Source organism: Streptomyces sp. NPDC032198, assembly GCF_040636975.1.
GTDB lineage: Bacteria > Actinomycetota > Actinomycetes > Streptomycetales > Streptomycetaceae > Streptomyces.
Window position 1 is genome coordinate 80984 of sequence record NZ_JBEZVL010000005.1, and the last position, 26175, is coordinate 107158.

Sequence of the window (26175 nt, forward strand, 5' to 3'; positions counted from 1 at the left end):
GACCATAGCCATGGCCATCAAGGACGACCTGCGCAACACCCTCACCGACACCACCCCCGCCTACTTCGTCGTCGGCACCGCCGACCTGGCGTTCCAGCAGGCGAAGAAGGTGCCGGGCGCCATCGAGCAGCTCATCGCCGAGGCGCCGGCCCGTATCGACGCCGTGCGCAACACCGACACCAAGGCCGTTCAGGACAAGGCCGTCGCCCGCGCCAAGGAGGCGCAGGAGACCATCCAGACCAGGTTCACCGAGCTGTTCGGCACGCTCGACACCGACCTGAAGAAGCTGAGCGAGACCGCTCAGGGCTTTGCCCTCAGCTCGGTCGGCGTCGCCGCCGAGTACGCCGTGAAGGCGCGCGAGAAGTACGAAGAGGTCGCCGAGCACGGGGAGCAGGCCGTGCGGACCTGGCGCGGCGAGGCCGCCGAGGAGATCACCGAGCTCGCCGTGGCCGTCGAGCCGGACGCCGAGGAGAAGCCGGCCTCCGCCGACTCGGGGACGTCGGAGTCCGCCGAGCCTAAGGCTGCCGCCGCCACGGCGAAGAAGCCCGCCGCCAAGAAGGCCCCGGCCCGCAAGCCGGCGGCGGCGAAGAAGACCACGCCGCCCGCCAAGTAAGCAGGCGGGGCAGGTACGGCGCTTGTCACGGGAACGGGCCGGGCACTCTCGAAGTGCCCGGCCCGTTCTCCGGGTAGCGGGTACGGTGTCCGCGTACTCAAGAGCTTCGACGATCTGTATGGCTTCAAGAAGAGCCGAGACTGGTGGTGGACGTAGTGCTGATGCAGGGGTTCGCGAACTTCATGTGGCTGCTGTCGTTGGCGCTGATCGTCTTCAGCGGCTTCGCGCTCGTCGACGCGGCCATCCGGCGTGAGGACGCCTACCGTGCGGCGGACAAGAAGACCAAGCCGTTCTGGCTGATCATCCTCGGGCTCGCCTTCATCGTGAACCTGATCTTCAACATCCTGTCGTTCCTGCCGATCATCGGGCTCGTCGCGACCATCGTCTACATGGTCGACGTGCGCCCCGCGATCCGGCAGATCACCGGCGGGGGCGGCGGGCGCCGCGGCTCCAGCAGCGACGGTCCGTACGGGCCGTACAACGGCGGCCGGTAGCCCCTGAGGGCCCTGCGCCGCTCACGGCCACGCGGCTAGCGTTCCCGGTCGCGGTCCAGGAGCAGGACAGCGACATCGTCGGTCAGATCCCCGCCGTTGAGTTCACGCACCTCGTTCACCGCCGCTTCGAGCAGCTCGTCGCCCCGCAGGCCCGCGGCTATCTGGCGGCGGAGCATCGCCACCATGCCGTCCTGGCCGAGGCGCTGGTTGCCCTCGCCGATGCGTCCCTCGATCAGGCCGTCCGTGTAGAGCATCAGGCTCCACTTGCCGCCGAGTTCCACCTGGCGGCGCGGCCAGCGGGCGTTCGGCAGGAGTCCGAGCGCCGGGCCGTTGTTCTCGTAGGGCAGCAGCTCGGCGAGGTGGCCGTCGCGGGCGATCAGCGGTGACGGGTGCCCCGCCAGGCAGAGCCCGGCCCGGCGGCCGTCGGGCGCGATGTCGACCGTGCAGAGCGTCGCGAAGATCTCGTCGTCGGCCCGCTCGTGCTCCAGGACCTTCTGCAGCGTGCTGAGCAGCTCGTCGCCGCACAGGCCCGCGAAGGTCAGCGTCCGCCAGGCGATGCGCAGCTCGACGCCGAGCGCCGCCTCGTCCGGGCCGTGGCCGCAGACATCGCCGATCATGACGTGCACCGAGCCGTCGGGGGTGCGCACCGTGTCGTAGAAGTCGCCGCCGAGCAGCGCCCGCGAACGCCCCGGGCGGTAGCGCGCGGCGAACCGCAGCGGTGAGCCGTCCAGGAGCGGCGTCGGCAGCAGCCCGCGCTCCAGACGGGCGTTCTCCTGGGCCCGCAGGCGCGACTCCGTCAGCTGGCGCTGGGCGGCATCCGCGCGCTTGCGCTCCACGGCGTACCGGATGGCGCGGCTGAGGAGCCGCCCGTCCAGCTCGTCACGGAAGAGATAGTCCTGGGCGCCGACCCGCACGGCCTCCGCGCCGCCCTCGGTGTCGCCGCTCGCGGTGAGCGCGAGGACGGCGTGCCGGGGTGCGAGGCGCAGGACGTGCTTGAGCGTGGCGAGCTCGTCCTCGTCGTCCTCCGCGGTGGAGGCCGGGCCGGTCAGGGCCAGGTCGAGCAGGATGCAGTGCACGTCGTCGGTGAGCAGCCGCTCGGCCTCGGTGAGGTTGCGGGCGGTGCGGATACGGATGGGCTTGCCCGCGGCGTCGAGCATCCGGGGGACGCTCAGGGAGCCCACCGGGTCGTCCTCGATCACCAGGAGGCTGAGGCCGGGGCCGCTCGCCTGCTGGTCCGTGTCGCTGGACGTCGGCAGGTGCCCCACGGGAGTGGGTACGGGTTCGGGGGCCCGCACGGGTGCGGGCGACGGCGTCGGCAGAGCGTGAGCCTGACCGCCTTCCGCGGCCGGGATCGCCCTCTGCCGCGGTATGGGTACGGGCATGGCTTGGGTTCCTTCCCTCCCCCCGAGGGCATGGTGGATCGACGGTCGAACGCTCCACCGACGGGGACCATAGCGTTAGCCGAGGCCCGATTGGAATGGCGCACGGCAAACAGCCACCGTCATATGCCGCATCAAGGACCGCAATTGGGCACGACAGCCCCCGACGGGGATGACGAACATCACGCCGTGAGGGTTGAGAGGCGGGCCGAGGGTGCGGTGGGTCACATGACGTGGGGCACAGCGCGGCCGCAGGGGGCCCGGCTCTTGCCCACCGGCCCCCTGGATCGGCCCGGAACGCCTACTTGTCGGGCCGCACACCTACTCGTCGGGCCGCACACCTATTTGTCGGGCCGCACGACCCCGAGGATCTGCATCGATCCCGCGCCCGCGACGGTCACATCGCGTCCCGGCCGCGGCGCGTGCACGATCGCGCCGTCACCCACGTACATGCCGACATGGCTGGCGTCCGCGTGATAAATGATCAGGTCGCCGGGGCGCATGTTCTTGATGTCGATGTGCGGGAGCTGCTTCCACTGCTCCTGTGACGTACGCGGAATCCCCTTGCCGGCGGCGGCCCAGGCCTTGGACGTGAGTCCGGAGCAGTCGTACGAGGACGGGCCCTCGGCGCCCCACACGTACGGCTTGCCGAGCTGCGCGGTGGCGAACTCGACGGCCTTCTTGCCCGGTCCGGTCGCCTTGCCGTTGATGTCCTTCAGGACGCCCGAACTCACCCACGCCGACTGCTTCTTGAGCTGGGCCTCCTCCTCGAGCTTCCGGAGCCGCTCGCGCTCCTTCTTCTCGAGCTTCGACTCCATTTCCTCGGCGGCCGCGATCTTCTTCTTGATCTTCTTCTTCGACTCGGCCTTCGCCTTGCGGTTGGACTCCAGCTTTTTCCACTGGGCGGTGGCGTCCTTGGCGTAGATCCGCAGGTCTTCCTGCGTCCGCTCCATCTCCGTCAGCATGCCCTTGGTGGCCTTGTGGCCCTCCCGCATCCGTCCGGCGCGGTCGAGGAACTCCTGGGGGTCGTCGCTCAGCATCAGCCGGGCCTCGGAGGACACCCCGCCGCTGCGGTACTGGGCGCGGGCGGCGGCGCCCGCCCGGGACTTGAGCTTGTCCAGCTTCCGCTGGCCCTCGGTGATGGACCGGGCGAGCTTCACGATGTGCTTGGACTGCTTCTCGCTCTTCTCCTCCGCCGCGTTGTACGCGTCCGTGGCGACGCCCGCGTCGTGGTAGAGCTTCTCGATCTCCTTGCGCACGTCCTCAAGGGACGTGTTCGTGCCGGGCGTTGGCTTCGCAGGACTCGCGTAGGCCGCGCCCGGTGTGCTCAGCACCGCTGTCGCGCAGATCAGCGCCAGGCCAGCCACAGTCGAACTCCGCTTGCCGGTCACGTCCGCCTCCCCCAAAGCTGATTTACCGTCAGTAACTTACGGTTGCCCCGGGGATGGTGCCATGCCGACGCGCAATACGACAGAGCGCAACGGCAACTCCGATCCCCACCCGCCCCATGTGACGAACGGCACTGGTAGATCGTTCCCTCCGCGGCCCGCCGCACGTGGAGTTCACCCGTCAGTGCCTCGCGCGTTCACCCGGAGGCATTCCGCGCGTTCACCCGGGGGCATCCCGTGTGCTCACTCCGGCCCGCCGTTTCTCAGCCCTGGCGCGGCGCCAACGCTTCCCACGGCAGCGTCACTTCGCCCTGGCGCCAGCGCGCGGGGCGGTCCGTCACCGGCCAGTCGGCGGCCAGGGCCCGCACCGACCTGATCCACCGCTGCCGGGCGCCGTACGCGGCGTAGGGCGCGGCGGCGGCCCAGGCCCGGTCGAAGTCGCGCAGGAAGGCGTGCACCGGCTCGCCCGGCACGTTCCGGTGGATCAGCGCCTTGGGCAGGCGCTCGGCGAGGTCCGAAGGGCGGTCGAGCGATCCGAGGCGGGTCGCGAAGGTCACCGTGCGCGGCCCCTCGGGCCCGAGCGCGACCCAGACGTGCCGCCGCCCGATCTCGTCGCACGTCCCCTCCACGAGCAGTCCGCCGGGTGCCAGCCGATCGCACAGCCGTTCCCACACGGCGGCGACCTGTTCCTCGTCGTACTGCCGGAGCACGTTGGCGGCCCGGATCAGCGTGGGCCTGCCCGGCAGCGGGACCTCGAAGCCGCCGTGCCGGAAGGAGAGCCCCTCCCGCTCGTACGGCTTCGCGGCGGCGACCCGCGCCGGATCGATCTCGACGCCGACCACGCGCGCGTGCGGGGCGGCGGTCCTGAGCCGCGCGAGCAGCTCGACGGCCGTCCAGGGGGCGGCCCCGTAGCCGAGGTCGACGGCGACGGGGTCGGCTGATCGCCGCAGCTCGGCGCCGTGCGTGGCGGCGATCCAGCGGTCCATGCGGCGCAGGCGATTGGGGTTCGTGGTCCCGCGCGTCACCGTTCCCACGGGGCGGGAAGGGGTGCGGGAGGCCATAAGGGGAAGCGTATGCGCCGCGGCGACGGCATCTCGCCCGGTGATCGGACCGAGCTCGCCCAGTGATCAGGCCGAGCTCGCCCAGTGATCAGGCCGGCCCCGCCCGGTGATCGGGTTGAGCCTCGCCCGGTGATCGGGTTGAGCCTCGCCGGGTGATCGGGTTGAGCCTCGTCCGGTAATGATTTGGCAAAGCGGAAATGGAGTTGACTCTTCCGATGTTCTCCCTCTGGAGGACCGTGCACGCCCTCCCTTGAGACATGCCCGCGCGCACAAGGAGGACCGCCACGTGAGCCAATACGTGACCAGGCTCGGCCGTCGCTCGCCGGCAGCGCCCAGCAGGCTCCGGCTCCCCGGCACACACCGCCGCCCCCGCCGGGTGGCCATGCTCAGCGTGCACACGTCCCCGCTGCACCAGCCCGGCACGGGCGACGCGGGCGGCATGAACGTCTACATCGTGGAGCTGGCCAAGCGGCTCGCGGCGATCAACATCGAGGTGGAGATCTTCACGCGCTCGACGACGGGCGCGCTGCCGCCCGCCGTCGAGCTCGCACCGGGTGTCCTCGTGCGCCATGTGGACGCGGGGCCGTACGAAGGTCTGGCGAAGGAGGAGCTGCCCGCCCAGCTCTGTGCCTTCACGCACGGTGTGATGCAGGCGTGGGCGGGCCACCGCCCCGGCCACTACGACCTGGTCCACTCCCACTACTGGCTCAGCGGGCACGTCGGCTGGCTCGCCGCCGAGCGCTGGGGCGTGCCGCTGGTGCACGCCATGCACACGATGGCGAAGGTCAAGAACGCGGCGCTCGCGGAGGGCGACACCCCGGAGCCCGCGGCGCGCGTGATCGGCGAGACGCAGATCGTGCGGGCGGCCGACCGGCTGATCGCCAACACCTCCGAAGAGGCCGACGAGCTCGTACGCCACTACGAAGCGGACGCGGGCAAGGTCGCCGTCGTCCACCCCGGCGTGAACCTCGACCGCTTCCGCCCCGCCGATGGCCGCGCGGCGGCCCGCCAGCGCCTCGGCCTCCCGCAGGACGCCCTGGTCCCGCTCTTCGCGGGCCGTATCCAGCCCCTGAAGGCGCCGGACGTGCTGCTGCGCGCGGTCGCGGTCCTCCTGGACCAGCGCCCCGAGCTCCGCTCGAACATCGTCGTCCCCGTGGTGGGCGGCCCGAGCGGCAGCGGTCTCGCGAAGCCGGAGGGACTGCAGAAGCTGGCCGCCAGGCTGGGCATCGCGGACGTGGTCCGCTTCCAGCCGCCGGTGGGCCAGGAGCAGCTCGCGGACTGGTTCCGGGCGGCCTCGGTCCTGGTGATGCCGTCGTACAGCGAGTCGTTCGGCCTGGTGGCCATCGAGGCGCAGGCGGCGGGCACCCCGGTCCTCGCGGCGTCGGTGGGCGGTCTGCCGGTCGCCGTACGCGACGGGGTGACGGGCTTCCTCGTCGACGGACACGAACCGGCCCACTACGCGCGCGTGCTGCGCGAATTCGCCGAGAACCCGCACCTGGTGGACCGCATGGGCGCCGCTGCCGCGCAGCATGCGCAGTCCTTCGGCTGGGACACGGCCGCGTCGGCCACGGCGGACGTGTACACGGCGGCCGTGCACGAGCACAGGCGTCGCGTACGCTCGCATCATGGCTGATCAGGCTGACGCAGCGGCGATCGCGATCATCGAGCGGACGCTGGACGAGGCGGAACTGGAGTGGGAGAGCCCGCAGAGCGGCGCCTACGTGGTGACGCTCCCGGGCACCCGCAAGTTGTCGACGACGCTCTCGCTGAGGATCGGCAAGCACGCGCTGTCGCTGACGGCGTTCGTGATCCGGCACCCCGACGAGAACCACGACGCGGTGCACCGCTGGCTCCTGGAGCGGAACCTTCGCCTGTACGGCGTGAGTTACGCGATTGATTCCCTCGGCGACATCTACCTCACCGGCAAGCTCCCGCTCTCGGCGGTCACCCCGGACGAGCTGGACCGCCTGCTCGGCTCGGTCCTGGAGAACGCGGACGGCTCCTTCAATACGCTCCTGGAGCTGGGATTCGCCTCGGCGATCCGCAAGGAGTACGCGTGGCGGGTGTCGCGGGGCGAGTCCACGCGAAACCTGGACGCGTTCACACACTTGACTCAGCCGCAGGACTGACACGGCGGCGCCAAGCCCGGCCTACAAGACCACAGCACCCAGCAGGCCATGCGGGACACCTTCCCCGTCGTGGTCGGTCGTGGCATGCTCACGTCCATCGCAGACATGAATGGCGTTCACATCCATGGAAGGTGGCGGCGGGCATGGAACACCCCAGCAGACGGGGCGTACTCGGCGGGGCGATAGCCGTGGCGGCGGTGGCCGCGACCGGCGGGACGGCCTGGGCGAAGCCCGGCCCCGCCGAAACCGAAACCCCCGCCCTCTGGCGGGAGTTCAAGGCCACCCCCTACACGCACCCCCAAGTCCCCTACATAGCCCGCGCGGGCGCCTTCTCCGGCACCCGACGTCTGCCGCGCCGCAAGGTGGTCGTGAACGTCAGGGACTACGGAGCGGTGCCGGACGGCACGCGGGACGCGGCCCCGGCGATCAACCGGGCCCTGGCCGATGCCGGAAGGAGGGGCGGCGGCACGGTCGTCGTCCCGCCCGGCGAGTACCGCGTCGACGGCATCATCCGCATCGCTCACGACAACGTGGTCCTGAGGGGCGCGGGCAGTTCCCGCACCACACTCAGGGCGACGAAGAACCTCACGGAACTGATCGGCCCGTACGGCTCCCGCTACGGCGGCGACAAGTCGAGCTGGTCCTGGGCCGGCGGCCTCATCTGGCTCTGCCCGCAGACCCGTTGGGAGTCGCTGACGACGGCCATCAGGGCGAAGGCCTGGCCCTTCGAGGGCTGGACGGGCAACAAGCGGGACGAGTGGCGGACCCTCACGCCCGTGCACCCCGCGACCCGGGGCGACCGCACCCTGGAGGTGCGGGACACCACGCACCTCCACAAGGGCGACCTGGTGCTCCTACGCCTGGCGGATGACGCGGACCACACGCTCCTGGAGCACATGGCGGGCGGCGGCGCGGGCGCCGAGGCGTACACGTGGGACGACAAGACGAAACTGACGTCGTACGTGCCGTACGAGTGGCCGGTACGCCTCACTTCGGTAAAGAAGAGCACGGTCACCCTGGAACGCCCGCTCCCACTGGACGTACGCGAGGAATGGGACCCGCGCCTGACGACACACGTAAAGGCGCTGACGGGCGCGGGAGTCGAAGGGCTCACCCTGGAGGCGGTGGAGACGCCGCAATCCCCGCACCTCCTGGACAAGGGCTACAACGGGGTCACGTTCCAGTGTGCGTACGACTGTTGGGCGGACGACATCGTGGTGCGCCACGTGGACAACGGCTTCGGCCTGGTCAGCGCATCGGCGTGCACCCTGCGCCGCACGCGCGTCGCCGGCCGGGGCGCGCACCACCCGTACTTCTGCCGGGAGGGCTCGCACGACAACCTCGTCGAGGACTTCACGATCGACGAGCGCACGGTCCCGGCGCCGTCGGGCACCCAGCTCCACGGCATCAACGTGGAGGGCCTGTCCTCCTACAACGTCTGGTCGCGGGGCACCATGCGGATGGGCACGTTCGACAGCCACAGGGGCATGCCCTTCGCGAACGTCCGCACCGACATCACGATCGAGAACAACGGCCGCCATGGGGGAGACGCGAGCGCGGGCCCGCTCTTCGGCGCCCGCTTCACGCACTGGAACATCCGCGTCACCAACGAGCGGGCGGGCCTGACGAAGATCGACGGCCTGGCCCCCTACAGCGCCACGGTGGGCATCAACGAGGTCCGCGAGTTCGACCAGATCGACGTACCGGACTTCCCCGGAGACCTGCACTCCCGCCTGGAGCTCTACGGAACGACGAACAAGGTGCACCCCCGGAACCTGCACGAGGCACAACGGGACCTGCGCCCCTGACAAGTCCACCGATCCGGCCCCGGACGGACGTTTTGCCGCCAACTCCACCCAACTGGGTGCCCCCATCACGCGGTTCGGTCTACACAAGAGAGCTGGGACGTTCTTGCCTGATGGGGGGACTGGCCAGTGGTACTGACGATCAACCTTGCGGTTCTGCTGGCGGTCATCATCATCGTGCGCCTACGGAGACGCACACAGGCCCGCAAACGAACCGACGAACAGCTGACGGTGGTCATCGTCCTGGTCTTCGGCGTCCTGATAGCCCCCACAGCCTTCGGCCAATGGATCCTGAACGCGGTGGGAGAACTGGCCGAGGGCATCACCGACGCGGGCACCCCATGACAGGACGCCCTGAGGCCCCACCCGCTGTCGGTGCGGTTGCCGCTCAGCGCAAGCACACAGGTGGCCGTTAATCTCCAGCCATGGCGAGCTTCGAGATCTCACCGATAGGTACGGTCCGGAACGACCGGACGGATGTCCAGCACACGGACAACTGGGGCGCCGTCCGCAGCACGATCACCGTCGACGAGCGCTTCGGCGAGGCGTGCCTGCAAGGCCTCGAGGGCTTCTCCCACGTGGAGGTCCTCTTCGTCTTCGACCAGTTCCCGGAACACGACGACCACCGCGAGCCCCGCCCCTACCGCGGCCGCCCCGACCTCCCGCCGGTCGGCGTGTTCGCCGGTCGCGGCCCCCGCCGACCGAACCGCATCGGCGTGACGACCTGCGCCGTCGAATCCGTCCACGGCCGCGAACTGACGGTGGTGGGCCTCGACGCGATCTCAGGCACCCCGGTCATCGACCTGAAGCCGACGATGACGGAGTTCCATCCCACGAACATCAAGCAGCCGCAATGGGGCACCGACCTGATGTCGGACTACTTCCGACCGTAGGCAGGTGGCACCGGAGAGGGGAGAGTCATGGCGGATGAGTACTTCTTGCTCGTGTGCGACGACGTGCCCCACGACGTGGTGCTCACCGACCCGGGCCCCCGCGTACTGGATGTCGCCCAGGTCGTCCGCCGCCTCACCGGACTGAGTCTCTGGAGCAGCAAGGCCCGCGCGACCCAGGCCCCTGCGGTGATTCTCGGCGACTTGTCGCAGGAAGCCGCCGAGGCCGCCGTAGCCGCCCTCCGCGACGCCGGAGCGTGTGCGGAAGCACTTGAGCACAACGCAAAGCCCCCCACCCGCGGATGACCAGCAGATGGGGGGCTTGACGCGTTGAGCGGTGGGGCTATTGGGGCTGCCTACTTCTTCTTGCCCTGGTTCTTGACCGCCTCGATCGCCGCCGCTGCCGCGTCCGGGTCCAGGTACGTGCCGCCCCGCTTCACGGGCTTGAAGTCCGCGTCCAGTTCGTAGGCCAGCGGGATGCCCGTCGGGATGTTCAGGCCCGCGATGTCCTCGTCCGAGATGCCGTCCAGGTGCTTGACCAGGGCGCGCAGCGAGTTGCCGTGGGCCGCCACCAGGACCGTCCTGCCCGTGAGGAGGTCGGGGACGATGCCGTCGAACCAGTACGGGAGCATGCGGACGACGACGTCCTTGAGGCACTCCGTCTGCGGGCGCAGCTCCGGCGGGAGCGTCGCGTAGCGGGGGTCGGAGAACTGCGAGTACTCCGCCTCGCGGTCAAGCGCCGGCGGCGGGGTGTCGTACGAGCGGCGCCAGAGCATGAACTGCTCCTCGCCGAACTCGGCGAGCGTCTGCGCCTTGTCCTTGCCCTGAAGGGCTCCGTAGTGGCGCTCGTTCAGGCGCCAGCTGCGGTGGACCGGGATCCAGTGGCGGTCGGCGGACTCCAGCGCCAGCTGGGCCGTGCGGATCGCGCGCTTCTGGAGCGACGTGTGGACCACGTCGGGGAGCAGGCCGGCGTCCTTGAGCAGCTCACCGCCGCGGACCGCCTCCTTCTCGCCCTTCTCGTTGAGATTGACGTCCACCCAGCCGGTGAACAGGTTCTTCGCGTTCCACTCGCTCTCGCCGTGACGGAGGAGGATCAGCTTGTACGGTGCGTCGGCCATGCCCCTGAGCGTAATCGAACCGCCGGGTGCCCCGCGCGTCCGCCCGCGCCCCGGACAGCACGTCGACGGGCCGGGCCACAGTTGACGGGTTCTGCTAATCCACTGGCTCTTCCCGGATCGTCAGTCGTAATGTTCGCTTGTCGCTAGCGACACTTACATACTTGCCTGACCCGTGGGGGACCCGAATGCCACTCGCCGCCCTGAGACGTGCCGCCAAGGAGTCCGTCTCCGGCCTTCCCCGCGAGTTCTGGTGGCTGTGGACCAGCACCCTCGTCAACCGCCTCGGCGCCTTCGTCGCCACCTTCATGGCGCTCTATCTGACCCTGGACCGCGGCTACTCCGCGACCTACGCCGGTCTCGTCGCCGCCCTGCACGGACTCGGCGGCGTCGTCTCCTCGCTCGGCGCGGGCGTCATGACCGACCGGCTCGGGCGGCGCCCCACCCTCCTCATCGCCCAGGCCTCCACCGCCCTCTCCGTCGCCCTCCTCGGCTTCATGAAGGACCCCCTGGCCATCGCCGCCGTCGCCTTCCTCGTCGGCATGGCCAGCAACGCCTCCCGGCCCGCCGTCCAGGCGATGATGGCCGACATCGTCCGCCCCGAGGACCGGGTGCGGGCCTTCTCCCTCAACTACTGGGCCATCAACCTCGGCTTCGCGATCTCCTCCGCGGGCGCCGGCTTCATCGCCGAGTTCAGCTACCTCGCCGGGTTCCTCATCGAAGCCGTCATGACCATGGTCTGCGCCATCGTCGTCTTCGCGAAGCTGCCGGAGTCCAGGCCCGTGCGGACCGCCCTGGAGAAGGCGTCGGAACCGGACGTCGGCCTCGGGACCGTCCTGCGCGACGGGCGCTTCATGGGCGTCGTGGGGCTGTCCTTCCTCATCGCGCTGATCTTCCAGCAGGGCTCCGTGGGACTGCCCGTCGCCATGGGCGAGGCCGGATTCACCGCCGCCGACTACGGGGTGGCCATCGCCGTCAATGGAGTGCTGATCGTCGCTCTGCAGATCCCCGTCACGCGCTTCATCGAACACCGCGACCCGCAGCGCCTGTTGATCATCTCCGCGCTGCTCGCGGGCTACGGCTTCGGGCTCACCGCCTTCGCCGGGTCCATCGGCGTCTTCGCCCTCACCGTGTGCGTCTGGACCCTCGCCGAGATCGTGAACGCCCCGACGCAGACCGGCCTCGTCGTACGGCTCTCCCCGCTGCACGGCAGGGGCCGCTACCAGGGCATGTACACCCTGTCCTGGGCCGTCGCCGCGCTCGTCGCCCCGCTGATGTCCGGCTTCGTCATCGACCGCTTCGGAGCCCAGTGGCTCTGGGGCACCTGCGCGGTCATCGGCACGGTCGCCGCCGTCGGCTACTGGTCGCTGATGAGAGGCCTGCCCGCCCAGGAGACGGCGCTGACGGCAGAGACGGCGACCGTCCCTGCCGCCCGCTCTACCGCGTGAAGTTCAGGTACCTCCAGGCCCCGTGCGTCGTCGAGTTCACGTTGTCGCCCGAGGTCCCGTTGACGTACGACGCGCGGATACGGGCCCTGACGCCAGACCGGCCGGGAGCCTCCAGGCGCACGGTGGACGTGCCGTCGGCGTTGAGCCGGTAGTACTCGTTCGCGCCCCCGGACCGCCACGTGCCGTCCACGCGCACCTGCAGCTCGAAACGGTGCTCGCGGCCCTTGTAGTACGACATCGTCGTGGTCAGGACCGGGTCGGTGTTCTTGTGGAAGTAGTAGTACTTCGTGGAGCCGATCGTGCCCGTCTTGTAGTGCTTGGAGACGGAGGTGGAGACCTTCACCTTGGCGTACGCCGTCGACGTGGCCTTCTTGGACGCGTAACGGGCGTCGCCCGCGAAGACCGCGGTGAGCTTCGTGTCGCGCTTCATGTCGACGGTGGCCGACAGGTCCCCGCGGGCGTTCACGACGCCCTTCTTGACGAGCTTGTCGGGCTTGTCGGAGCCGTAGGGATCGGCCCAGATCTCGACGGTGCGGTTCTTGTACGTGGTGCCGAGGTGCGCCGTGAAGGAGACGTCCGCGCCGTAGGAGTAGACGTTGCCGTTCTTGTTCAGGGTCAGCTTCGGCGTGCTCCGCGAGACCTCCACCGTGTCCGACGCGGAGGCCGCGGCGTGCGTGGAGTCGCCCGCGTAGGCGACCTTGTACGTCACCTTGCCGCCCGCGGGCGGGGTGTCGGTGAGGGAGAAGGAGCCGTCCGCCTCGGTCTTCACCGCGGGCAGCTTCTTGCCGCCGGGGGACTCGATGTCCGTGCGCGTCACGGACAGTTCGGTCCCGGCGGGCAGCGGCGCCGTGTCCGTAAGCGTGCCGGTGACGGTGAGGGACCTGGCCCGCTTCGCCTCATCGGGCGCGGCGACCGTGAGCGCGGGCAGCGACTTTCCCGGCTCGGTCAGCACCCGCAGCGAGAACGCGCCGTTGCCGTTGTCGGAGACCGCGAAGAGGCGGCTGCCGTCCGGGGCCCAGGCGAGGCCGCCGTCTACCAGGGTGTCGCCGCCGCTGCTGCCACTGGTGTTCGGGAACTCGTACTCCCGCACCTTGGACCACTTGCCCTGCTGGTAGATGTGCACGTCGGGCCCGTACCAGGAGAAGGTGCCCGCCGCCACGGTGCCGTCCGGGGCGATGTCCACGGCGGAGCCGTAGTCCCCCGAGTTGTAGCGGCCCAGCGGGGAGAGATCCTCCGTGGAGTACACCGGGTGGTAGTACGGGGAGCCGCTCGCCGTGACGATCTGGGTCCCGTCGGGGGAGACCGCGATGTCGTCGAAGAAGCCGCCCTCCACCGACTTGGTGACGCGCAGCTCCGGCTTCGGCCCCGACACGTCGTACACCGTCAGGGAGTCGTTGCTCGTCTCCTTCTCACCGGCCACGAGGATCCCCGAGTCCGGGTCGGACCCCAGTTCGGGCGCGGCGTAGAAACTCGCGTCGCCGTCCTGGCCGAGCGCGACGACCGGCCCACCGCCGGAGAGGTCGAGCGAGCCGATGCCACCCTCGGCATCGGGTCCGTAGCCGAACCACAACTTGCCGCTCGCCATCGCCAGCGTGCGCGGCCTCTCCGCGCCGTCGAGCTTGTAGCTCGCGCTCTGGGTGTACGAGGACGTGTCCACGGAGACGATCCGGTCGAGCCCGGCGACCGCCGCGTACACCTGGCCGGAGTCGGGCGAGAGCGCCAGGCCGTCGACGTCCGGCAGCCCGTCCAGGGTCGCCTTGACGGCGCCCGTGTAGTCCGTGATGACGATCCTGCCCTCGACCGGGTCGGAGACGTAGACGCGCTGGTGCGCCCCGTCCACGAGTACGTCGGCCGCCGACTTCACGTCCAGGAGTTTCGCCGAGTCCGCTGCGGCGGGCCCGGACGCCACCGCGACCAGGGCCGCCGAACTGAAGAGGACCGCGAGTGCTGTCGCGGTCGAGATGGTGCGCGTACGCACGGTATGTGACCCCCCACATAAGAAGAACCCAGGTCAGGAACCTGAGCTTCGAACCATCCGTTACAGCGCCATCACAGTAAGGCATTTGAGTGAAGGTTGTGGAGGGAGTTGCGTGGGTGGTCTCCCGACGCGACGGGTCCGCCGCACGCGCGTGTGCGCCGTTGGTGCGCCCCTTCCTGTGGGCATGGAAGGGGCATCAGGCAGTACGCCTTCGAGGAGGAGACCCATGGCCGAGTCCCCCATGACCGAACCCGTCCCCGTGCAGGCGGCCGCCACGCCGAGCCTGCCCGCGCTCGTGCTCCTCGGCTCCTGCAGCTGCGGCCCGGGCTGCAGCTGCGGCTGCCAGTCGGGCGGACCGTGCCAGTGCGGTGGCGGCTGCGGCTGACGTACCCAGGGCCCGCTCGGAACAGGGGTGTGCCCCGCACCACCGGTGCGGGGCACACCCCTTGCGTACGGAACAGGCTCAGGCGCCCTCCACCGGCGTCCCCGTCTGCTGCATCTCGTCCGCGTGCTCGCCGGTCACCAGGTAGACGACCCGCTTCGCGACCGATACGGCGTGGTCCGCGAACCGCTCGTAGTAGCGGCCGAGCAGGGTCACGTCCACGGCCGTCTCGATGCCGTGCTTCCAGCGGTCGTCCATCAGGTGCTGGAAGAGCGTGCGGTGCAGCAGGTCCATCTCGTCGTCGTCCTGCTCCAGCTGGAGCGCCAGGTCGACGTCCTTCGTGATGATGACCTCCGCGGCCTTGGCCATCAGCCGCTGCGCGAGCTGCCCCATCTCCAGGATCGTCGCGTGCAGATCCTGCGGAACGGCCGACGCCGGGAAGCGCAGGCGGGTCAGCTTGCCGACGTGCTGGGCGAGGTCGCCCGAGCGCTCCAGGTCGGCGCTCATCCGCAGCGAGGTGACGACGATGCGCAGGTCGGTGGCGACCGGCTGCTGCCGTGCGAGGAGGGCTATCGCGCGCGCCTCCAGCTCGTGCTGCAGATCGTCGACCTTCTGGTCGGCGGCGATCACGCTCTCCGCCATCTTCAGGTCGGCGTCGAGCATGGCCGTGGTGGCGCGCCCGATCGCGGACCCGACGAGGCGGGCCATCTCGACCAGGCCTTCGCCGATCGAGTCAAGTTCCTCGTGGTACGCGTCCCGCATGTGGATGTCCCTCTCTAGTACGTCCCGGGGGGTGACCCCCACGCTCCCACGGTGCGGGTTCCACGCGTCCGTTTCCGACATCCCGAATGAACCGCCCCTGTCACCGAGGTGAACTGTGGGCGACGCGTGGTGCGCCACCCGGAGCCGCACCCGCACGGGCCCGGGTAACCCGTTCGGCCGAAGTGAACCAACACCGTCCCCTCGGTGAACTCTGGGCGACGAGTGTTCGAGCGGGCACCCGGATGGCTGGGGCAGGTGCTCGTCCGGCGCATAACCTGGGGGCATGGACGTGAACGCGGCGGTCGCCGCAGCGGCAGCGATCGCCGGGGTGTGCACCGGTGTCATCGCCATGCTGGCGTTCCGCTGGAGCGAGCGCGACCTGAAACGCCCCACCCGGACCTCCCTGCACACAGACCCCGTACTGCCGCCGGGCGTCGACACGGTTCTCTCCGTGCTCCGCTCGTCGGCCGTCGTACTCGACGAGGCGGACAGCGTCGTCAAGGCCAGCTCGGCCGCGTACGCCCTCGGCCTGGTCCGCGGCGGCAAGCTCGCCGTGGAGCCCATGCTCCAGATGGCGCGCGACACCCGCCGCGACGGCGAGATACGCCAGGTCGAGCTCGACCTGCCACGCCGCGGCACCGGCCGGGGCGAGGCCCTGGCCGTCTCCGCCCGCGTGGCGCCCCTCGGCTCCCGCCTGGTCCTGCTCCTCGTGGAGGACCTCACCGAGGCCCGCCGCATCGAGGCCGTACGACGCGACTTCGTCGCGAACGTGAGCCATGAGCTCAAGACCCCGGTAGGGGCGCTCTCCCTCCTCTCCGAGGCCGTCATGGACGCCTCGGACGACCCCGAGGCCGTCGAGCGCTTCGCGGGCCGCATGCAGATCGAGGCGACCCGCCTGACCAGCCTCGTCCAGGAGCTCATCGACCTCTCCCGGGTCCAGAACGACGACCCCCTGGAGGACGCCGAACCCGTCCGTGTCGACGAACTGGTGGCGGAGGCGATCGACCGCAGCCGTCACCAGGCCTCGCACAAGCAGATCACCATGGCCGCGGGCGGCACCGCCGACCTGCAGATATGGGGCAACCGCGGCCAGCTCGCGGCGGCCCTCGGCAATCTCGTCGAGAACGCCGTGAACTACTCGCCCGCACGCACCCGGGTCGGCATCGCCGCCCGAAGGGTCAACGCGCCGGGCGGAGACTTCATCGAGGTGGCGGTCACCGACCAGGGGATCGGCATCTCGGACAAGGACAAGGAGCGCATCTTCGAGCGCTTCTACCGCGTGGACCCGGCCCGCTCCCGGGCCACCGGCGGCACCGGCCTCGGCCTCGCCATCGTCAAACACGTGGCCGCCTCGCACGGCGGGGAGGTCACCGTGTGGAGCTCCGAGGGACAGGGCTCCACCTTCACCCTGCGGCTGCCCGAAGCAGCCGCGACCCGCGACCGCGGACCCGGTCACGGCGGAGACGGCAGTGAAGCCGGCACCGCACGGCCCGACGAGATCACTGCGTACGAACCCATTCCTGCCCCGGAGGTCCTTCCGTGACCCGAGTGCTCGTCGTCGAGGACGAGGAATCCTTCAGCGACGCCCTGTCCTACATGCTCCGCAAAGAGGGCTTCGAGGTCGCCATCGCGGCCACCGGGCCCGACGGACTCGACGAGTTCGAGCGCAACGGCGCCGACCTCGTCCTGCTCGACCTGATGCTGCCGGGCCTGCCCGGCACGGAGGTCTGCCGCCAGCTGCGCAGCCGTTCCAACGTCCCGGTGATCATGGTCACCGCCAAGGACAGCGAGATCGACAAGGTGGTCGGCCTCGAGATAGGAGCCGACGACTACGTCACCAAGCCCTTCTCCTCGCGCGAACTCGTGGCCCGCATCCGCGCGGTCCTGCGCCGCCGCGGCGAGCCCGAGGAGGTCGCACCGCAGGCCCTGGAGGCGGGCCCGGTCCGGATGGACGTGGACCGCCACGTCGTCACGGTCTCCGGCTCCAAGGTCGACCTGCCCCTCAAGGAGTTCGACCTCCTGGAGATGCTCCTGCGCAACGCGGGCCGCGTCCTGACCCGCATGCAGCTCATCGACCGCGTCTGGGGCGCGGACTACGTGGGGGACACCAAGACCCTCGACGTCCACGTCAAGCGCCTGCGCGCCAAGATCGAGCCCGACCCGGGGGCTCCGCGCTACCTGGTGACGGTGCGCGGCCTCGGCTACAAGTTCGAGCCGTAGACGACCCCTCAGTGGGCGCGTGAGCTTCCAGCAGGCACGTGAAAGGGCGGGAACCCGGTGCCGGGTTCCCGCCCTCTTTCCTGTCTGCGACGCGACAGCGTCAGTGCTGGGTGCCCGTGTTCTCCGAAGCGGCGCCGGACGGGTCCGTGGCCGCGTCGGAAGCGTTGCCCGACGGCTTGTCCGAGGGGTTGGCGGAGCCGCCCTCGGTCGCGGGGTCGGAGGCGCCGTCGTGGGGCTCACCGCTCGCCACTCCGGTGGGCTTGCCCGAGGGCTTCGAGTCCGGAGCCTCGGGAACCTCGGTCGGGCCCCACTTCTTGAAGTAGCTCTCGGCCGGCACGACGAAGGTCTTCATCTTCACGTCGCCGGTCTTGCTGAAGGCGAAGGTGACCGGCTGCGCGTTGCCGTCCTTGACGGCCTCGCGGCTGCTGGGCAGGACGGCGGTCGCGTTGTCCTTGCCGCCGATGATGACCGAGCCGCCGGCGGGGATGGTCAGAGGACCGCCCCGCTTGGAGGTCTTGTCGTCCTTGGCCGGCGTGATCTTCGCCGTCTTGCCGGTTCCGTTGACCTTGATCCCGTCCAGGGTCTGGTCGGAACTGCCGTTGTTGAAGATCGTGGCGGCGATCACCGCGGGGCCCGTCGACTTCAGGTCGGGCTGGGTGATCACCATGGCGTTCTGGATCTTGATGTCGCCGACGGCGGTCGCGGCGTTGTCCGGCTTGATCTCGTGCGTCTGGGCGTTGTTACCGGCGCCGCACGCGGCGAGCGACGCGAGCGAGAACGCGATGGCGGTGGCGGCGATGGCGCCACGTCGAAGGCTGCGGCTCACGGCGGCGGCAACTCCTTGAACGAGAGCGGTAGGGGAGGGGCGGACGGCCGTAAAGCCGCCCTAAGCGTGTGTCAGCGGGCTCAGGTTACCGAGCCGTTCCCGCGCCACCGCACCCGACCCGCCCCTACGGGTGGTGAGCCTCTCTCCCGCGGCTCGTCTTCCCACGCACACGCCCCGGCGGTCACGTCCGCGCCATTGGCCTCTCGTTCACCATTCACTTAAGTGGCGTCAAGAGTCATCACGGCCCGTCCTGCGGATTTCCGGTAAGGAATGCATGGCGGTCCGGGGAAGTCCGGGAAATTGATCACCGGGGGCGCTTGATCAATTCCGGATTTACGTCGAACGCGGGCTCGCGTGTCTCTCCGGTCGCCGAACGGAGTAGCGGAAGTTCACCGTTCGGAACCCGGCAAACCGGGACGTTCAGCCTCGTGGAGCGCTCTCGGAGGGGGTGTAACGGGCGCGTTTCCGCTTCCCCGGAGAGCCGCTCCCACCTGCGAATACCCCGCTCCGGAAGCCCTTCGCAGCACGTTCCTGTTGCTGTTGTCAAGCCCCGAGATATGCCCTGACCTGCGAAAACGCCATTCAGAAGAGGCGATTCTCGTGTTAGGATGGATAGCCACGGAAGGGGTACCTGTCACATGACGTTCAAGGTTGGCGACACCGTGGTCTATCCCCATCACGGGGCCGCGCTGATCGAGGCCATTGAGACTCGCCAGATCAAAGGCGTGGACAAGACCTACTTGGTGCTGAAGGTCGCTCAGGGCGACTTGACGGTACGTGTGCCTGCGGACAATGCGGAGTTCGTCGGCGTACGTGATGTGGTCGGTCAGGACGGGCTCGACCGGGTCTTCGAAGTACTGCGCGCGCCGTACGCCGAAGAGCCGACGAACTGGTCCCGTCGCTACAAGGCAAATCTCGAGAAGCTCGCTTCGGGCGATGTCATCAAGGTCGCGGAAGTCGTGCGTGACCTGTGGCGTCGTGAGCGTGAGCGCGGACTGTCCGCGGGTGAGAAGCGCATGCTCGCCAAGGCTCGCCAGATCCTGGTGAGCGAGCTCGCCCTCGCGGAGAACACGAACGAGGACAAGGCCGAGGCCCTGCTTGACGAGGTCCTCGCGTCCTGATCGCGTCCTGACATAGCGCATGTGTTCCACGCATATGTCTTGGCGCCATGAATGCCGCGGTGCCCGCTGACCCTCAATGGTGTCGCCGGGCGCTGCGGCATGTTCGTACCCAGGCATGTTCCTGCCCAGACGCGATCCTTACATTCTTACGTCCTACTCACGTCGTACTCGGTGCTGTCATCGGTGCTGTCAGGTGTGCGTGCCGGGCGAGCAGCTGGCTCGACCAGATGTCACGGAAGGGTCCGGTCAAAGGCTCGCGCCCGGCACTCCCCCAAGGCCATACCCAGCCCTCCCGAGCACACAAACCTGAACGGAAGCGATGTCTGAGGAATCCCGCACCGCGGTCGTGATCCCCGCCGCCGGACGCGGCGTACGGCTCGGCCCGGGCGCCCCCAAGGCGCTCCGCGCGCTGAACGGCACGCCCATGCTCATCCACGCCGTACGGGCCATGGCCGCCTCCCGCGCCGTCTCGCTCGTCGTCGTCGTGGCCCCGCCGGAGGGCGCCGCCGAGGTCAAGTCCCTCCTGGCCGACCACGCGCTGCCCGAGCGCACCGACTTCCTCGTGGTCCCCGGCGGCGAGACCCGCCAGGAATCCGTGAAGCTCGGCCTCGACGCCCTGCCGGACGGCATCGGCGTCGTCCTGGTGCACGACGCGGCCCGCCCGCTGGTGCCCGTCGACACCGTCGACGGCGTCATCGAGGCCGTACGCGACGGCGCCCCCGCCGTCGTCCCCGCGCTGCCCCTGACCGACACCGTCAAGCAGGTCGAGCCGGCGGCGCCCGGCACGCCCGAGCCCGTGGTCGCCACGCCCGAGCGGTCCCGCCTGCGTGCCGTGCAGACCCCGCAGGGCTTCGAGCGCGACACCCTCGTCCGCGCGCACGCCACGGTCACCGACAACGTCACGGACGACGCCAGCATGGTCGAGCAGCTCGGCCTCCAGGTCGTCGTCGTGCCCGGCCACGAGGAAGCCTTCAAGGTCACGCGGCCCCTCGACCTCGTCCTGGCCGAGGCCGTGCTCGCCCGCAGGAGGGCCAACGATGGCTTCTGAGCACCAGCCCCGGGTCACGCTCCCGCAGGTCGGCATCGGCACCGACGTGCACGCCTTCGAGGAAGGGCGCGAGCTGTGGTGTGCCGGGCTCCTCTGGGAGGGCGAGAGCGCGGGCCTCGCCGGGCACTCGGACGGTGACGTCGCCGCGCACGCCGCCTGCGACGCCCTGTTCTCCGCCGCCGGCATCGGCGACCTCGGCGCGCACTTCGGCACCAGCAGGCCCGAGTGGTCCGGCGCCTCCGGTGTGACGCTGCTCGCCGAGGCGGCCAGGATCGTGCGCGCCGAAGGCTTCGAGATCGGCAACATCGCCGTCCAGGTCATCGGCGTACGCCCCAAGGTCGGCAAGCGGCGCGACGAGGCGCAGAAGACGCTCAGCGCCGCCGCGGGCGCCCCCGTCGCCGTGTCCGGCACGACGACGGACGGGCTCGGCCTCACCGGCCGCGCCGAGGGCCTCGCCGCGATCGCCACGGCTCTGGTCGTGCGGACCGGCTGACGAACCGGCTGACCGGCCCGCTGCCGGCCGATGAAATGCCGGTGGGGCGGGGTGTGTTGAGCATTACAGGGAACGCACCCCTACAGCACGGCTCGACAGCACAGCCCCACGTCAGCCATCGACGTACGAGAGAGAGGCATCCGCAATGGCCGCCGAACTGTCCGACAAGCTCAAGGCCCTGCTCGACACCCCCGTCTTCATCTCCGTCGCCACGATCCAGCCGGACGGCAGCCCCCAGATCTCACCGGTCTGGGTGAAGCGGGACGGCGACGACCTGCTCTTCTCCACCACGCTCGGCCGCCGCAAGGAGAAGAACATCCGCCGCGACCCGCGCGTGACGGTGCTGCTCCAGCCCTTCGACGCGCCGTACACGTACGCCGAGATCCGCGGCGAGGCGACGCTGACCACCGAGGGCGGGCAGGAGCTCATCGACGAGCTGGCGCTGAAGTACACCGGCCTCAAGTACGCGGAGTTCAACAAGTCCTCCGCCGAGGACGGGACCCGCGTCGTCGTCCGCGTCACCCCGCGCAAGGTCGTCGGCCGCCTCTGAGGCCCTCCCGCGTCCTTTCCGGGTCCTTTCCGGGTCCTTCCCGGACCCGCGCATGTCACAGTTCCGTGCCCTGTTGACCCAGGAGGTCGCAGGGCACTGTCCTGCGCCCACTACCCTGGAGTGGTGACGATTCGCCTGTACGACACCAGCGCCCGGCAGATCCGAGACTTCAGCCCGCTCATCGACGGTTGTGTCTCGATCTACCTGTGCGGCGCGACGGTGCAGGCGGCCCCGCACATCGGGCACATCCGGTCGGGCCTGAACTTCGACATCATGCGCCGCTGGTTCGCCCACCGCGGCTACGACGTCACCTTCATCCGCAACGTCACGGACATCGACGACAAGATCATCCGGAAGTCGGCCGAGCAGGGCCGCCCGTGGTGGTCGATCGGGTACGAGAACGAGCGCGCCTTCAACGACGGCTACGACGTCCTCGGCTGCCTGCCGCCCACCTACGAACCGCGCGCCACAGGACACATCACCGAGATGGTCGAGATGATGCGCGGCCTGATCGAGCGCGGTCACGCGTACGAGTCGGACGGCAACGTCTACTTCGACGTGAAGTCCTTCCCCGGCTATCTGGAGCTGTCCAACCAGGAGCTGGACAACCTGTTGCAGCCGGAGAGCGAGGGCGAGACCGGCAAGCGCGACTCCCGCGACTTCGCCATGTGGAAGACCGCCAAGGAGGGTGAGCCCTCCTGGGAGACCCCCTGGGGCCGCGGCCGTCCGGGCTGGCACCTGGAGTGCTCGGCGATGGCCCACAAGTACCTCGGCCGTGAGTTCGACATCCACGGCGGCGGCATCGACCTGATCTTCCCGCACCACGAGAACGAGATCGCGCAGGCCAAGGCCTTCGGCGACGCGTTCGCGCGGTACTGGGTGCACAACGGCTGGGTCACCATGAGCGGCGAGAAGATGTCGAAGTCGCTCGGCAACTCGGTCCTCGTGTCCGAGATGGTCAAGAAGTGGCGCCCGATCGTCCTGCGCTACTACCTGGGCACCCCGCACTACCGCTCGATGATCGAGTACAGCGAGGAGGCCCTGCGCGAGGCGGAGTCCGCCTTCGCGCGGATCGAGGGCTTCGTGCAGCGCGTGATGGAGAAGGCGGGCGGCGCCGTGGAGCCCGCCGCCGACGTGCCGCCCGCCTTCGCCGACGCGATGGACGACGACCTGGGCGTCCCGCAGGCCCTCGCCATCGTGCACACGACGGTCCGGCAGGGGAACTCCGCCCTGGCCGCCGACGACAAGGAAGCCGCGGTGGAGCGCCTCGCCGAGGTGCGGGCCATGCTCGGCGTCCTCGGCCTCGACCCGCTCGACCCGCACTGGGCCGGCGAGAGCGACCGCGGGGACGACCTCCACGGGGTCGTCGACACCCTCGTACGCCTCGTGCTCCAGCAGCGGGAGGCGGCGCGTGGCCGCAAGGACTGGGCCACCGCCGACGCCATCCGCGACCAGCTCAACCAGTCGGGCCTCGTCATCGAGGACGGCCCGACCGGACCGCGGTGGACTCTCGGCCCGCGCTGAGCGTCTGACCTCGCGATGTGCCGCCCGGCGACCCGGGCGGCACACTTCATATACGTACGCAGTCACGCAGTGGGCCGGCACGCAGCAGGCGGACGGCCGCACGCAACACAGAGACAGGTAGGTCATGGCCGCTAACAACCGCCGCATGTCCGGCAAGAAGGGCGCGCAGGTCGGCAGCGGTGGAAATCGGCGCCGCGGCCTTGAGGGCAAGGGCCCGACGCCGCCCGCCGAGGCGCGCAAGGGACACAAGAAGAACCGCATCGCCAACGCCGCCGCCAAGAAGGCCGGCGGGCCCGGCGGCCCCGGCGGCCGTCGCCCCAGCCCCGTGAAGGGCCGCGGCAAGGGCACCTCCGAGATGGTCGTCGGCCGTAACTCGGTCGTCGAGGCGCTGCGCGAGGGCGTGCCCGCCTCGATGCTCTACGTCCAGCAGTTCATCGACAACGACGAGCGCGTCCGCGAGGCGCTGCAGCTCGCCGGTGAGCGCGGCGGCATCCACCTCATGGAGGCCCCGCGCCCCGAGCTGGACCGCATGACCAACGGGCTCAACCACCAGGGGCTCGTGCTCCAGGTGCCGCCCTACGAGTACGCGCACCCCGAGGAGCTCGCGGCCGCCGCGTACGACCAGGGCGAGGACCCGCTGATCGTCGCCCTCGACGGCGTGACGGACCCGCGGAACCTCGGCGCCGTGGTGCGTTCCGCATCCGCCTTCGGCGGGCACGGCGTCGTCGTCCCCGAGCGGCGTGCCGCCGGCATGACCGCGGGCGCCTGGAAGACGGCCGCCGGTGCCGCGGCGCGCACACCCGTGGCGCGCGCCACGAACCTGACCCGCGTCCTGGAGGCGTACAAGAAGGCCGGGCTCGCGATCGTCGGCCTCGCGGCGGACGGCGACCACGAGGTCGGCGACCTCAAGGCGCTGTCCGGTCCCGTGGTCATCGTCATCGGCAGCGAGGGCAAGGGCCTCTCGCGCCTCGTCGGCGAGACCTGCGACTACCGCGTCCGCATCCCCATGCCGGGCGGCACGGAGTCCCTGAACGCCGGTGTCGCCGCGGGCGTCGTGCTCTACGAGGCCTCCCGCCGCCGTCGCTAGGCAGCACCCCGGACGTCGGCCGGCCCGGATTCCGCGGGCCGGCCGACGTCGCTGGGAGATCTTGACGCGGTCCGGACATTTCCCCGCGGTCAAGGCAGTGTCCTAAACACACATCACTCGGTTAGATGAGTGTGGACACCAGAACGCCCCGCAATCCCACGGGGGGAAGCTCGTCAGGGTTCGACGAAGCTCCCGCGCTGAGCATGGTGAAGGTGCCGAGCGACCCGGCCCAGGTCATCGTGAACCACGCGAGCTTCCGCGTGCAGCTCCCCACCGCGCAGCGGACCCAATCCCCGCGAATCGCACGGCACTTGAGCACTGCCGACAACTCCGTGCGCATCCCCGCAGCCGGCTCCGCCGCCCGGCGCCGCACGCCCGTCGTCTGGAGCGGGAAGTCCGAGCCGGGCGACCCCGGAGCCACCGGACTGCTGCAGGCGGTGCGTGGAACCGGCGTGCGCCATTCGGCCGAGGGTGCAGGCACCTCGTACGACGACGGAGGCGCCACGCAGGTCATCCCCCGCATCGAGGACGACCTCGAGAGCACCCAGGCCACGCCTGCCGTCATCGGCCCCAGAAACCCCGGTCCCGAGACCCGCCTCATCCCGCGCATGCCGATGCCGGAGAGCGACCTCGACGAACGACTCCCCTATGGGGAGGACGACTTCGACGACGGCCTCGACGACGAGGACGGCCGCCAGGTCGTGAAGCGGCACGGGGCCGACCCCGTCCGGCACGCCTATTACCCCGGCCGCCGCATGAACCTCGGCGTCGTGCTGCTCCCGCTGCGCGTCTTCCTCGGATTCATCTCCATCTACGCCGGCATGGGCAAGCTCTGCGACCCCGTGTACTTCGACGGCGGCGACCGCGGCTCCATGGTCAAGTGGCTCAACTCGCTGCACCCCTGGGCGCTCGCCGAGCCGCTGCGGGACTTCGCCCTCTCGCACCCGGTGGGTGCGGGACTCTCCATCGCCTTCCTGCAGATCATCGTCGGCGTGCTCACGGTGCTCGGGCTCTGGCAGCGGGTCGCGGCCAGCATCGGCGTGCTCCTGTCCGCCGCGCTCATCGTCACCGTCAGCTGGAAGACCGTCCCCGCCTACGACGCGCCGGACATCATCTACCTGGCCGCATGGTCACCGCTGATCATCGCCGGAGCGCCCGTCTACTCCGTCGACGGACGCCTCGCCGGAGAAGCCTGGCGGACGCTCGGACCCCGGGTGGACATCTGGGAGCTGCGGCGCCGTGTGCTGCGGCGCGGCGGGCTCGTCGGGGCGCTCGTGGTCGGGCTCACGCTGCTGATCGGTTCGATGCTCGGCGGCGCCGTCCGGGATGCCGACCGCGTGACCGTGCCGGGGCCCGGCGAGGCCCCGCGCAACGAACTGCCCGGCTCACCGCTCCCGCAGGAGCCCGGAAAGCAGCGGCACCGCCAGGGCCAGTCGCAGGGGCCCACGGCCTCCGGGGCGCCGACGCAAGGGAGTTCCGCGAGCCCCACGCAGGGCGCCACGGCGACCACTCCGGGCGCGGCCCCCGAGTCCGCCACCGCGGGCACCGGTACCGGCCAGGGGCAGCCCAGCCAGACGCAGGGCACCGCCGGCCAGGCGCCGCCCCAGCAGTCCTCGCCCCAGCAGCCTCCGTCGTCGGCCACCGCGGGACCCACGTCCAGCGGCGGCAGCAGCGGCGGCGGAGCGCCCGAGAGCGGCACGAGCGGCGGCAACCCGGGTGGCGGCGGCGGCCGCAACGACCGCCTTGTGGGCGGCCTGCTCGGCGGCGGCTGACCCGGCTCTCCACCCGTACGCGAACGGGGCCCCGCACAGTGACTGTGCGGGGCCCCGTCGACGTATGCGGGACATGCGGGATGCTTCTGG

The 26175-nt window shown here is 70.2% G+C and carries 26 protein-coding genes; 19 read left to right on the top strand and 7 right to left on the bottom strand.

What is annotated here, in order from left to right; translation table 11 throughout:
• Positions 1–10 precede the first annotated feature (10 nt).
• Positions 11–613: a hypothetical protein gene (locus AB0E78_RS14405; protein WP_361831957.1), complete on the top strand. Its 603-nt coding sequence runs from the start codon at positions 11–13 to the stop codon at positions 611–613.
• A gap of 161 nt (positions 614–774) precedes the next feature.
• Positions 775–1107 carry a DUF2516 family protein gene (locus tag AB0E78_RS14410; RefSeq protein WP_361832776.1) on the top strand — a complete coding sequence of 111 codons (333 nt, stop codon included), beginning with the start codon at positions 775–777 and terminating at the stop codon, positions 1105–1107.
• Positions 1108–1142: 35 nt separating this feature from the next.
• On the opposite strand, the gene AB0E78_RS14415 is transcribed toward AB0E78_RS14410, so the two are convergent.
• The 3 genes from AB0E78_RS14415 to AB0E78_RS14425 form a co-directional block, all read right to left on the bottom strand.
• The gene (locus AB0E78_RS14415) at positions 1143–2489 is read right to left on the bottom strand and encodes a SpoIIE family protein phosphatase (protein ID WP_361831959.1); all 1347 of its coding nucleotides are present in this window, start codon (positions 2487–2489) and stop codon (positions 1143–1145) included.
• A gap of 338 nt (positions 2490–2827) precedes the next feature.
• Positions 2828–3853, bottom strand: coding sequence for an NlpC/P60 family protein (locus AB0E78_RS14420; RefSeq protein ID WP_361831961.1), 1026 nt, complete (start codon positions 3851–3853; stop codon positions 2828–2830).
• Positions 3854–4137: 284 nt separating this feature from the next.
• Entirely contained in the window at positions 4138–4935 is a 798-nt protein-coding gene (locus tag AB0E78_RS14425; protein ID WP_361831963.1) for a class I SAM-dependent methyltransferase, read from the bottom strand.
• 286 nt (positions 4936–5221) lie between these two features.
• Between AB0E78_RS14425 and mshA the strand changes: the two genes are divergently transcribed.
• From mshA to AB0E78_RS14455, 6 genes are all read left to right on the top strand, one after another.
• Positions 5222–6568, top strand: coding sequence for a D-inositol-3-phosphate glycosyltransferase (mshA, locus tag AB0E78_RS14430; protein ID WP_361831964.1), 1347 nt, complete (start codon positions 5222–5224; stop codon positions 6566–6568).
• Positions 6561–7064 carry a YbjN domain-containing protein gene (locus AB0E78_RS14435; protein WP_361831966.1) on the top strand — a complete coding sequence of 168 codons (504 nt, stop codon included), beginning with the start codon at positions 6561–6563 and terminating at the stop codon, positions 7062–7064. Before mshA ends, AB0E78_RS14435 begins: the two co-directional genes overlap by 8 nt.
• A gap of 143 nt (positions 7065–7207) precedes the next feature.
• Positions 7208–8872, top strand: a complete 1665-nt coding sequence (locus AB0E78_RS14440; RefSeq protein WP_361831968.1) for a glycoside hydrolase family 55 protein — start codon at positions 7208–7210, stop codon at positions 8870–8872.
• Positions 8873–8998: 126 nt separating this feature from the next.
• Positions 8999–9214, top strand: coding sequence for a hypothetical protein (locus AB0E78_RS14445; RefSeq protein ID WP_361831970.1), 216 nt, complete (start codon positions 8999–9001; stop codon positions 9212–9214).
• A gap of 80 nt (positions 9215–9294) precedes the next feature.
• Positions 9295–9762 carry an SAM-dependent methyltransferase gene (locus tag AB0E78_RS14450; RefSeq protein ID WP_361831972.1) on the top strand — a complete coding sequence of 156 codons (468 nt, stop codon included), beginning with the start codon at positions 9295–9297 and terminating at the stop codon, positions 9760–9762.
• Positions 9763–9789: 27 nt separating this feature from the next.
• Positions 9790–10065: a ribosomal protein L7/L12 gene (locus AB0E78_RS14455; RefSeq protein WP_361831974.1), complete on the top strand. Its 276-nt coding sequence runs from the start codon at positions 9790–9792 to the stop codon at positions 10063–10065.
• 50 nt (positions 10066–10115) lie between these two features.
• Here the strand turns inward: AB0E78_RS14455 and AB0E78_RS14460 are convergent, their stop codons facing one another.
• Positions 10116–10877, bottom strand: a complete 762-nt coding sequence (locus AB0E78_RS14460; RefSeq protein WP_361831976.1) for a phosphoglyceromutase — start codon at positions 10875–10877, stop codon at positions 10116–10118.
• A gap of 185 nt (positions 10878–11062) precedes the next feature.
• Between AB0E78_RS14460 and AB0E78_RS14465 the strand changes: the two genes are divergently transcribed.
• Positions 11063–12322 carry an MFS transporter gene (locus tag AB0E78_RS14465; protein WP_361831978.1) on the top strand — a complete coding sequence of 420 codons (1260 nt, stop codon included), beginning with the start codon at positions 11063–11065 and terminating at the stop codon, positions 12320–12322.
• Here AB0E78_RS14465 and AB0E78_RS14470 read toward each other — a convergent pair.
• The gene (locus tag AB0E78_RS14470) at positions 12312–14300 is read right to left on the bottom strand and encodes a WD40 repeat domain-containing protein (protein WP_361831980.1); all 1989 of its coding nucleotides are present in this window, start codon (positions 14298–14300) and stop codon (positions 12312–12314) included. The genes AB0E78_RS14465 and AB0E78_RS14470 overlap by 11 nt on opposite strands.
• A 226-nt stretch (positions 14301–14526) precedes the next feature.
• On the opposite strand from AB0E78_RS14470, the gene AB0E78_RS14475 reads away from it, so the two are divergent.
• On the top strand, positions 14527–14685 hold the full coding sequence (locus tag AB0E78_RS14475; RefSeq protein WP_361831982.1) for a hypothetical protein: 159 nt from the start codon (positions 14527–14529) through the stop codon (positions 14683–14685).
• Between the two features lie 78 nt (positions 14686–14763).
• On the opposite strand, the gene phoU is transcribed toward AB0E78_RS14475, so the two are convergent.
• Complete coding sequence (gene phoU, locus AB0E78_RS14480) at positions 14764–15444, bottom strand: phosphate signaling complex protein PhoU (protein WP_160510362.1); 681 nt, start codon at positions 15442–15444, stop codon at positions 14764–14766.
• 283 nt (positions 15445–15727) lie between these two features.
• Between phoU and AB0E78_RS14485 the strand changes: the two genes are divergently transcribed.
• Entirely contained in the window at positions 15728–16987 is a 1260-nt protein-coding gene (locus tag AB0E78_RS14485) for an ATP-binding protein (protein WP_361831984.1), read from the top strand.
• Positions 16984–17664, top strand: coding sequence for a response regulator transcription factor (locus tag AB0E78_RS14490; protein ID WP_030362171.1), 681 nt, complete (start codon positions 16984–16986; stop codon positions 17662–17664). The genes AB0E78_RS14485 and AB0E78_RS14490 overlap by 4 nt, the downstream gene beginning before the upstream one ends.
• Before the next feature lie 100 nt (positions 17665–17764).
• Here the strand turns inward: AB0E78_RS14490 and AB0E78_RS14495 are convergent, their stop codons facing one another.
• Positions 17765–18490, bottom strand: a complete 726-nt coding sequence (locus AB0E78_RS14495) for a DUF461 domain-containing protein (RefSeq protein ID WP_361831986.1) — start codon at positions 18488–18490, stop codon at positions 17765–17767.
• 638 nt (positions 18491–19128) lie between these two features.
• Between AB0E78_RS14495 and AB0E78_RS14500 the strand changes: the two genes are divergently transcribed.
• From AB0E78_RS14500 to AB0E78_RS14530, 7 genes are all read left to right on the top strand, one after another.
• Positions 19129–19611: a CarD family transcriptional regulator gene (locus tag AB0E78_RS14500; RefSeq protein ID WP_003953493.1), complete on the top strand. Its 483-nt coding sequence runs from the start codon at positions 19129–19131 to the stop codon at positions 19609–19611.
• A gap of 319 nt (positions 19612–19930) precedes the next feature.
• Positions 19931–20659 carry a 2-C-methyl-D-erythritol 4-phosphate cytidylyltransferase gene (ispD, locus tag AB0E78_RS14505; protein WP_361831988.1) on the top strand — a complete coding sequence of 243 codons (729 nt, stop codon included), beginning with the start codon at positions 19931–19933 and terminating at the stop codon, positions 20657–20659.
• Positions 20649–21152 carry a 2-C-methyl-D-erythritol 2,4-cyclodiphosphate synthase gene (gene ispF / locus AB0E78_RS14510; protein WP_361831990.1) on the top strand — a complete coding sequence of 168 codons (504 nt, stop codon included), beginning with the start codon at positions 20649–20651 and terminating at the stop codon, positions 21150–21152. Before ispD ends, ispF begins: the two co-directional genes overlap by 11 nt.
• 145 nt (positions 21153–21297) lie before the next feature.
• Positions 21298–21702, top strand: coding sequence for a PPOX class F420-dependent oxidoreductase (locus AB0E78_RS14515; RefSeq protein ID WP_361831992.1), 405 nt, complete (start codon positions 21298–21300; stop codon positions 21700–21702).
• A 123-nt stretch (positions 21703–21825) separates the two neighbouring features.
• Positions 21826–23226, top strand: coding sequence for a cysteine--tRNA ligase (gene cysS / locus AB0E78_RS14520; RefSeq protein WP_361831994.1), 1401 nt, complete (start codon positions 21826–21828; stop codon positions 23224–23226).
• A gap of 124 nt (positions 23227–23350) precedes the next feature.
• The gene (gene rlmB / locus AB0E78_RS14525) at positions 23351–24313 is read left to right on the top strand and encodes a 23S rRNA (guanosine(2251)-2'-O)-methyltransferase RlmB (RefSeq protein WP_361831996.1); all 963 of its coding nucleotides are present in this window, start codon (positions 23351–23353) and stop codon (positions 24311–24313) included.
• Between the two features lie 125 nt (positions 24314–24438).
• A complete protein-coding gene (locus AB0E78_RS14530) occupies positions 24439–26085 on the top strand; it encodes a DoxX family protein (RefSeq protein WP_361831998.1) in 1647 nt (548 codons plus the stop codon).
• The last annotated feature ends 90 nt before the right edge of the window (positions 26086–26175 follow it).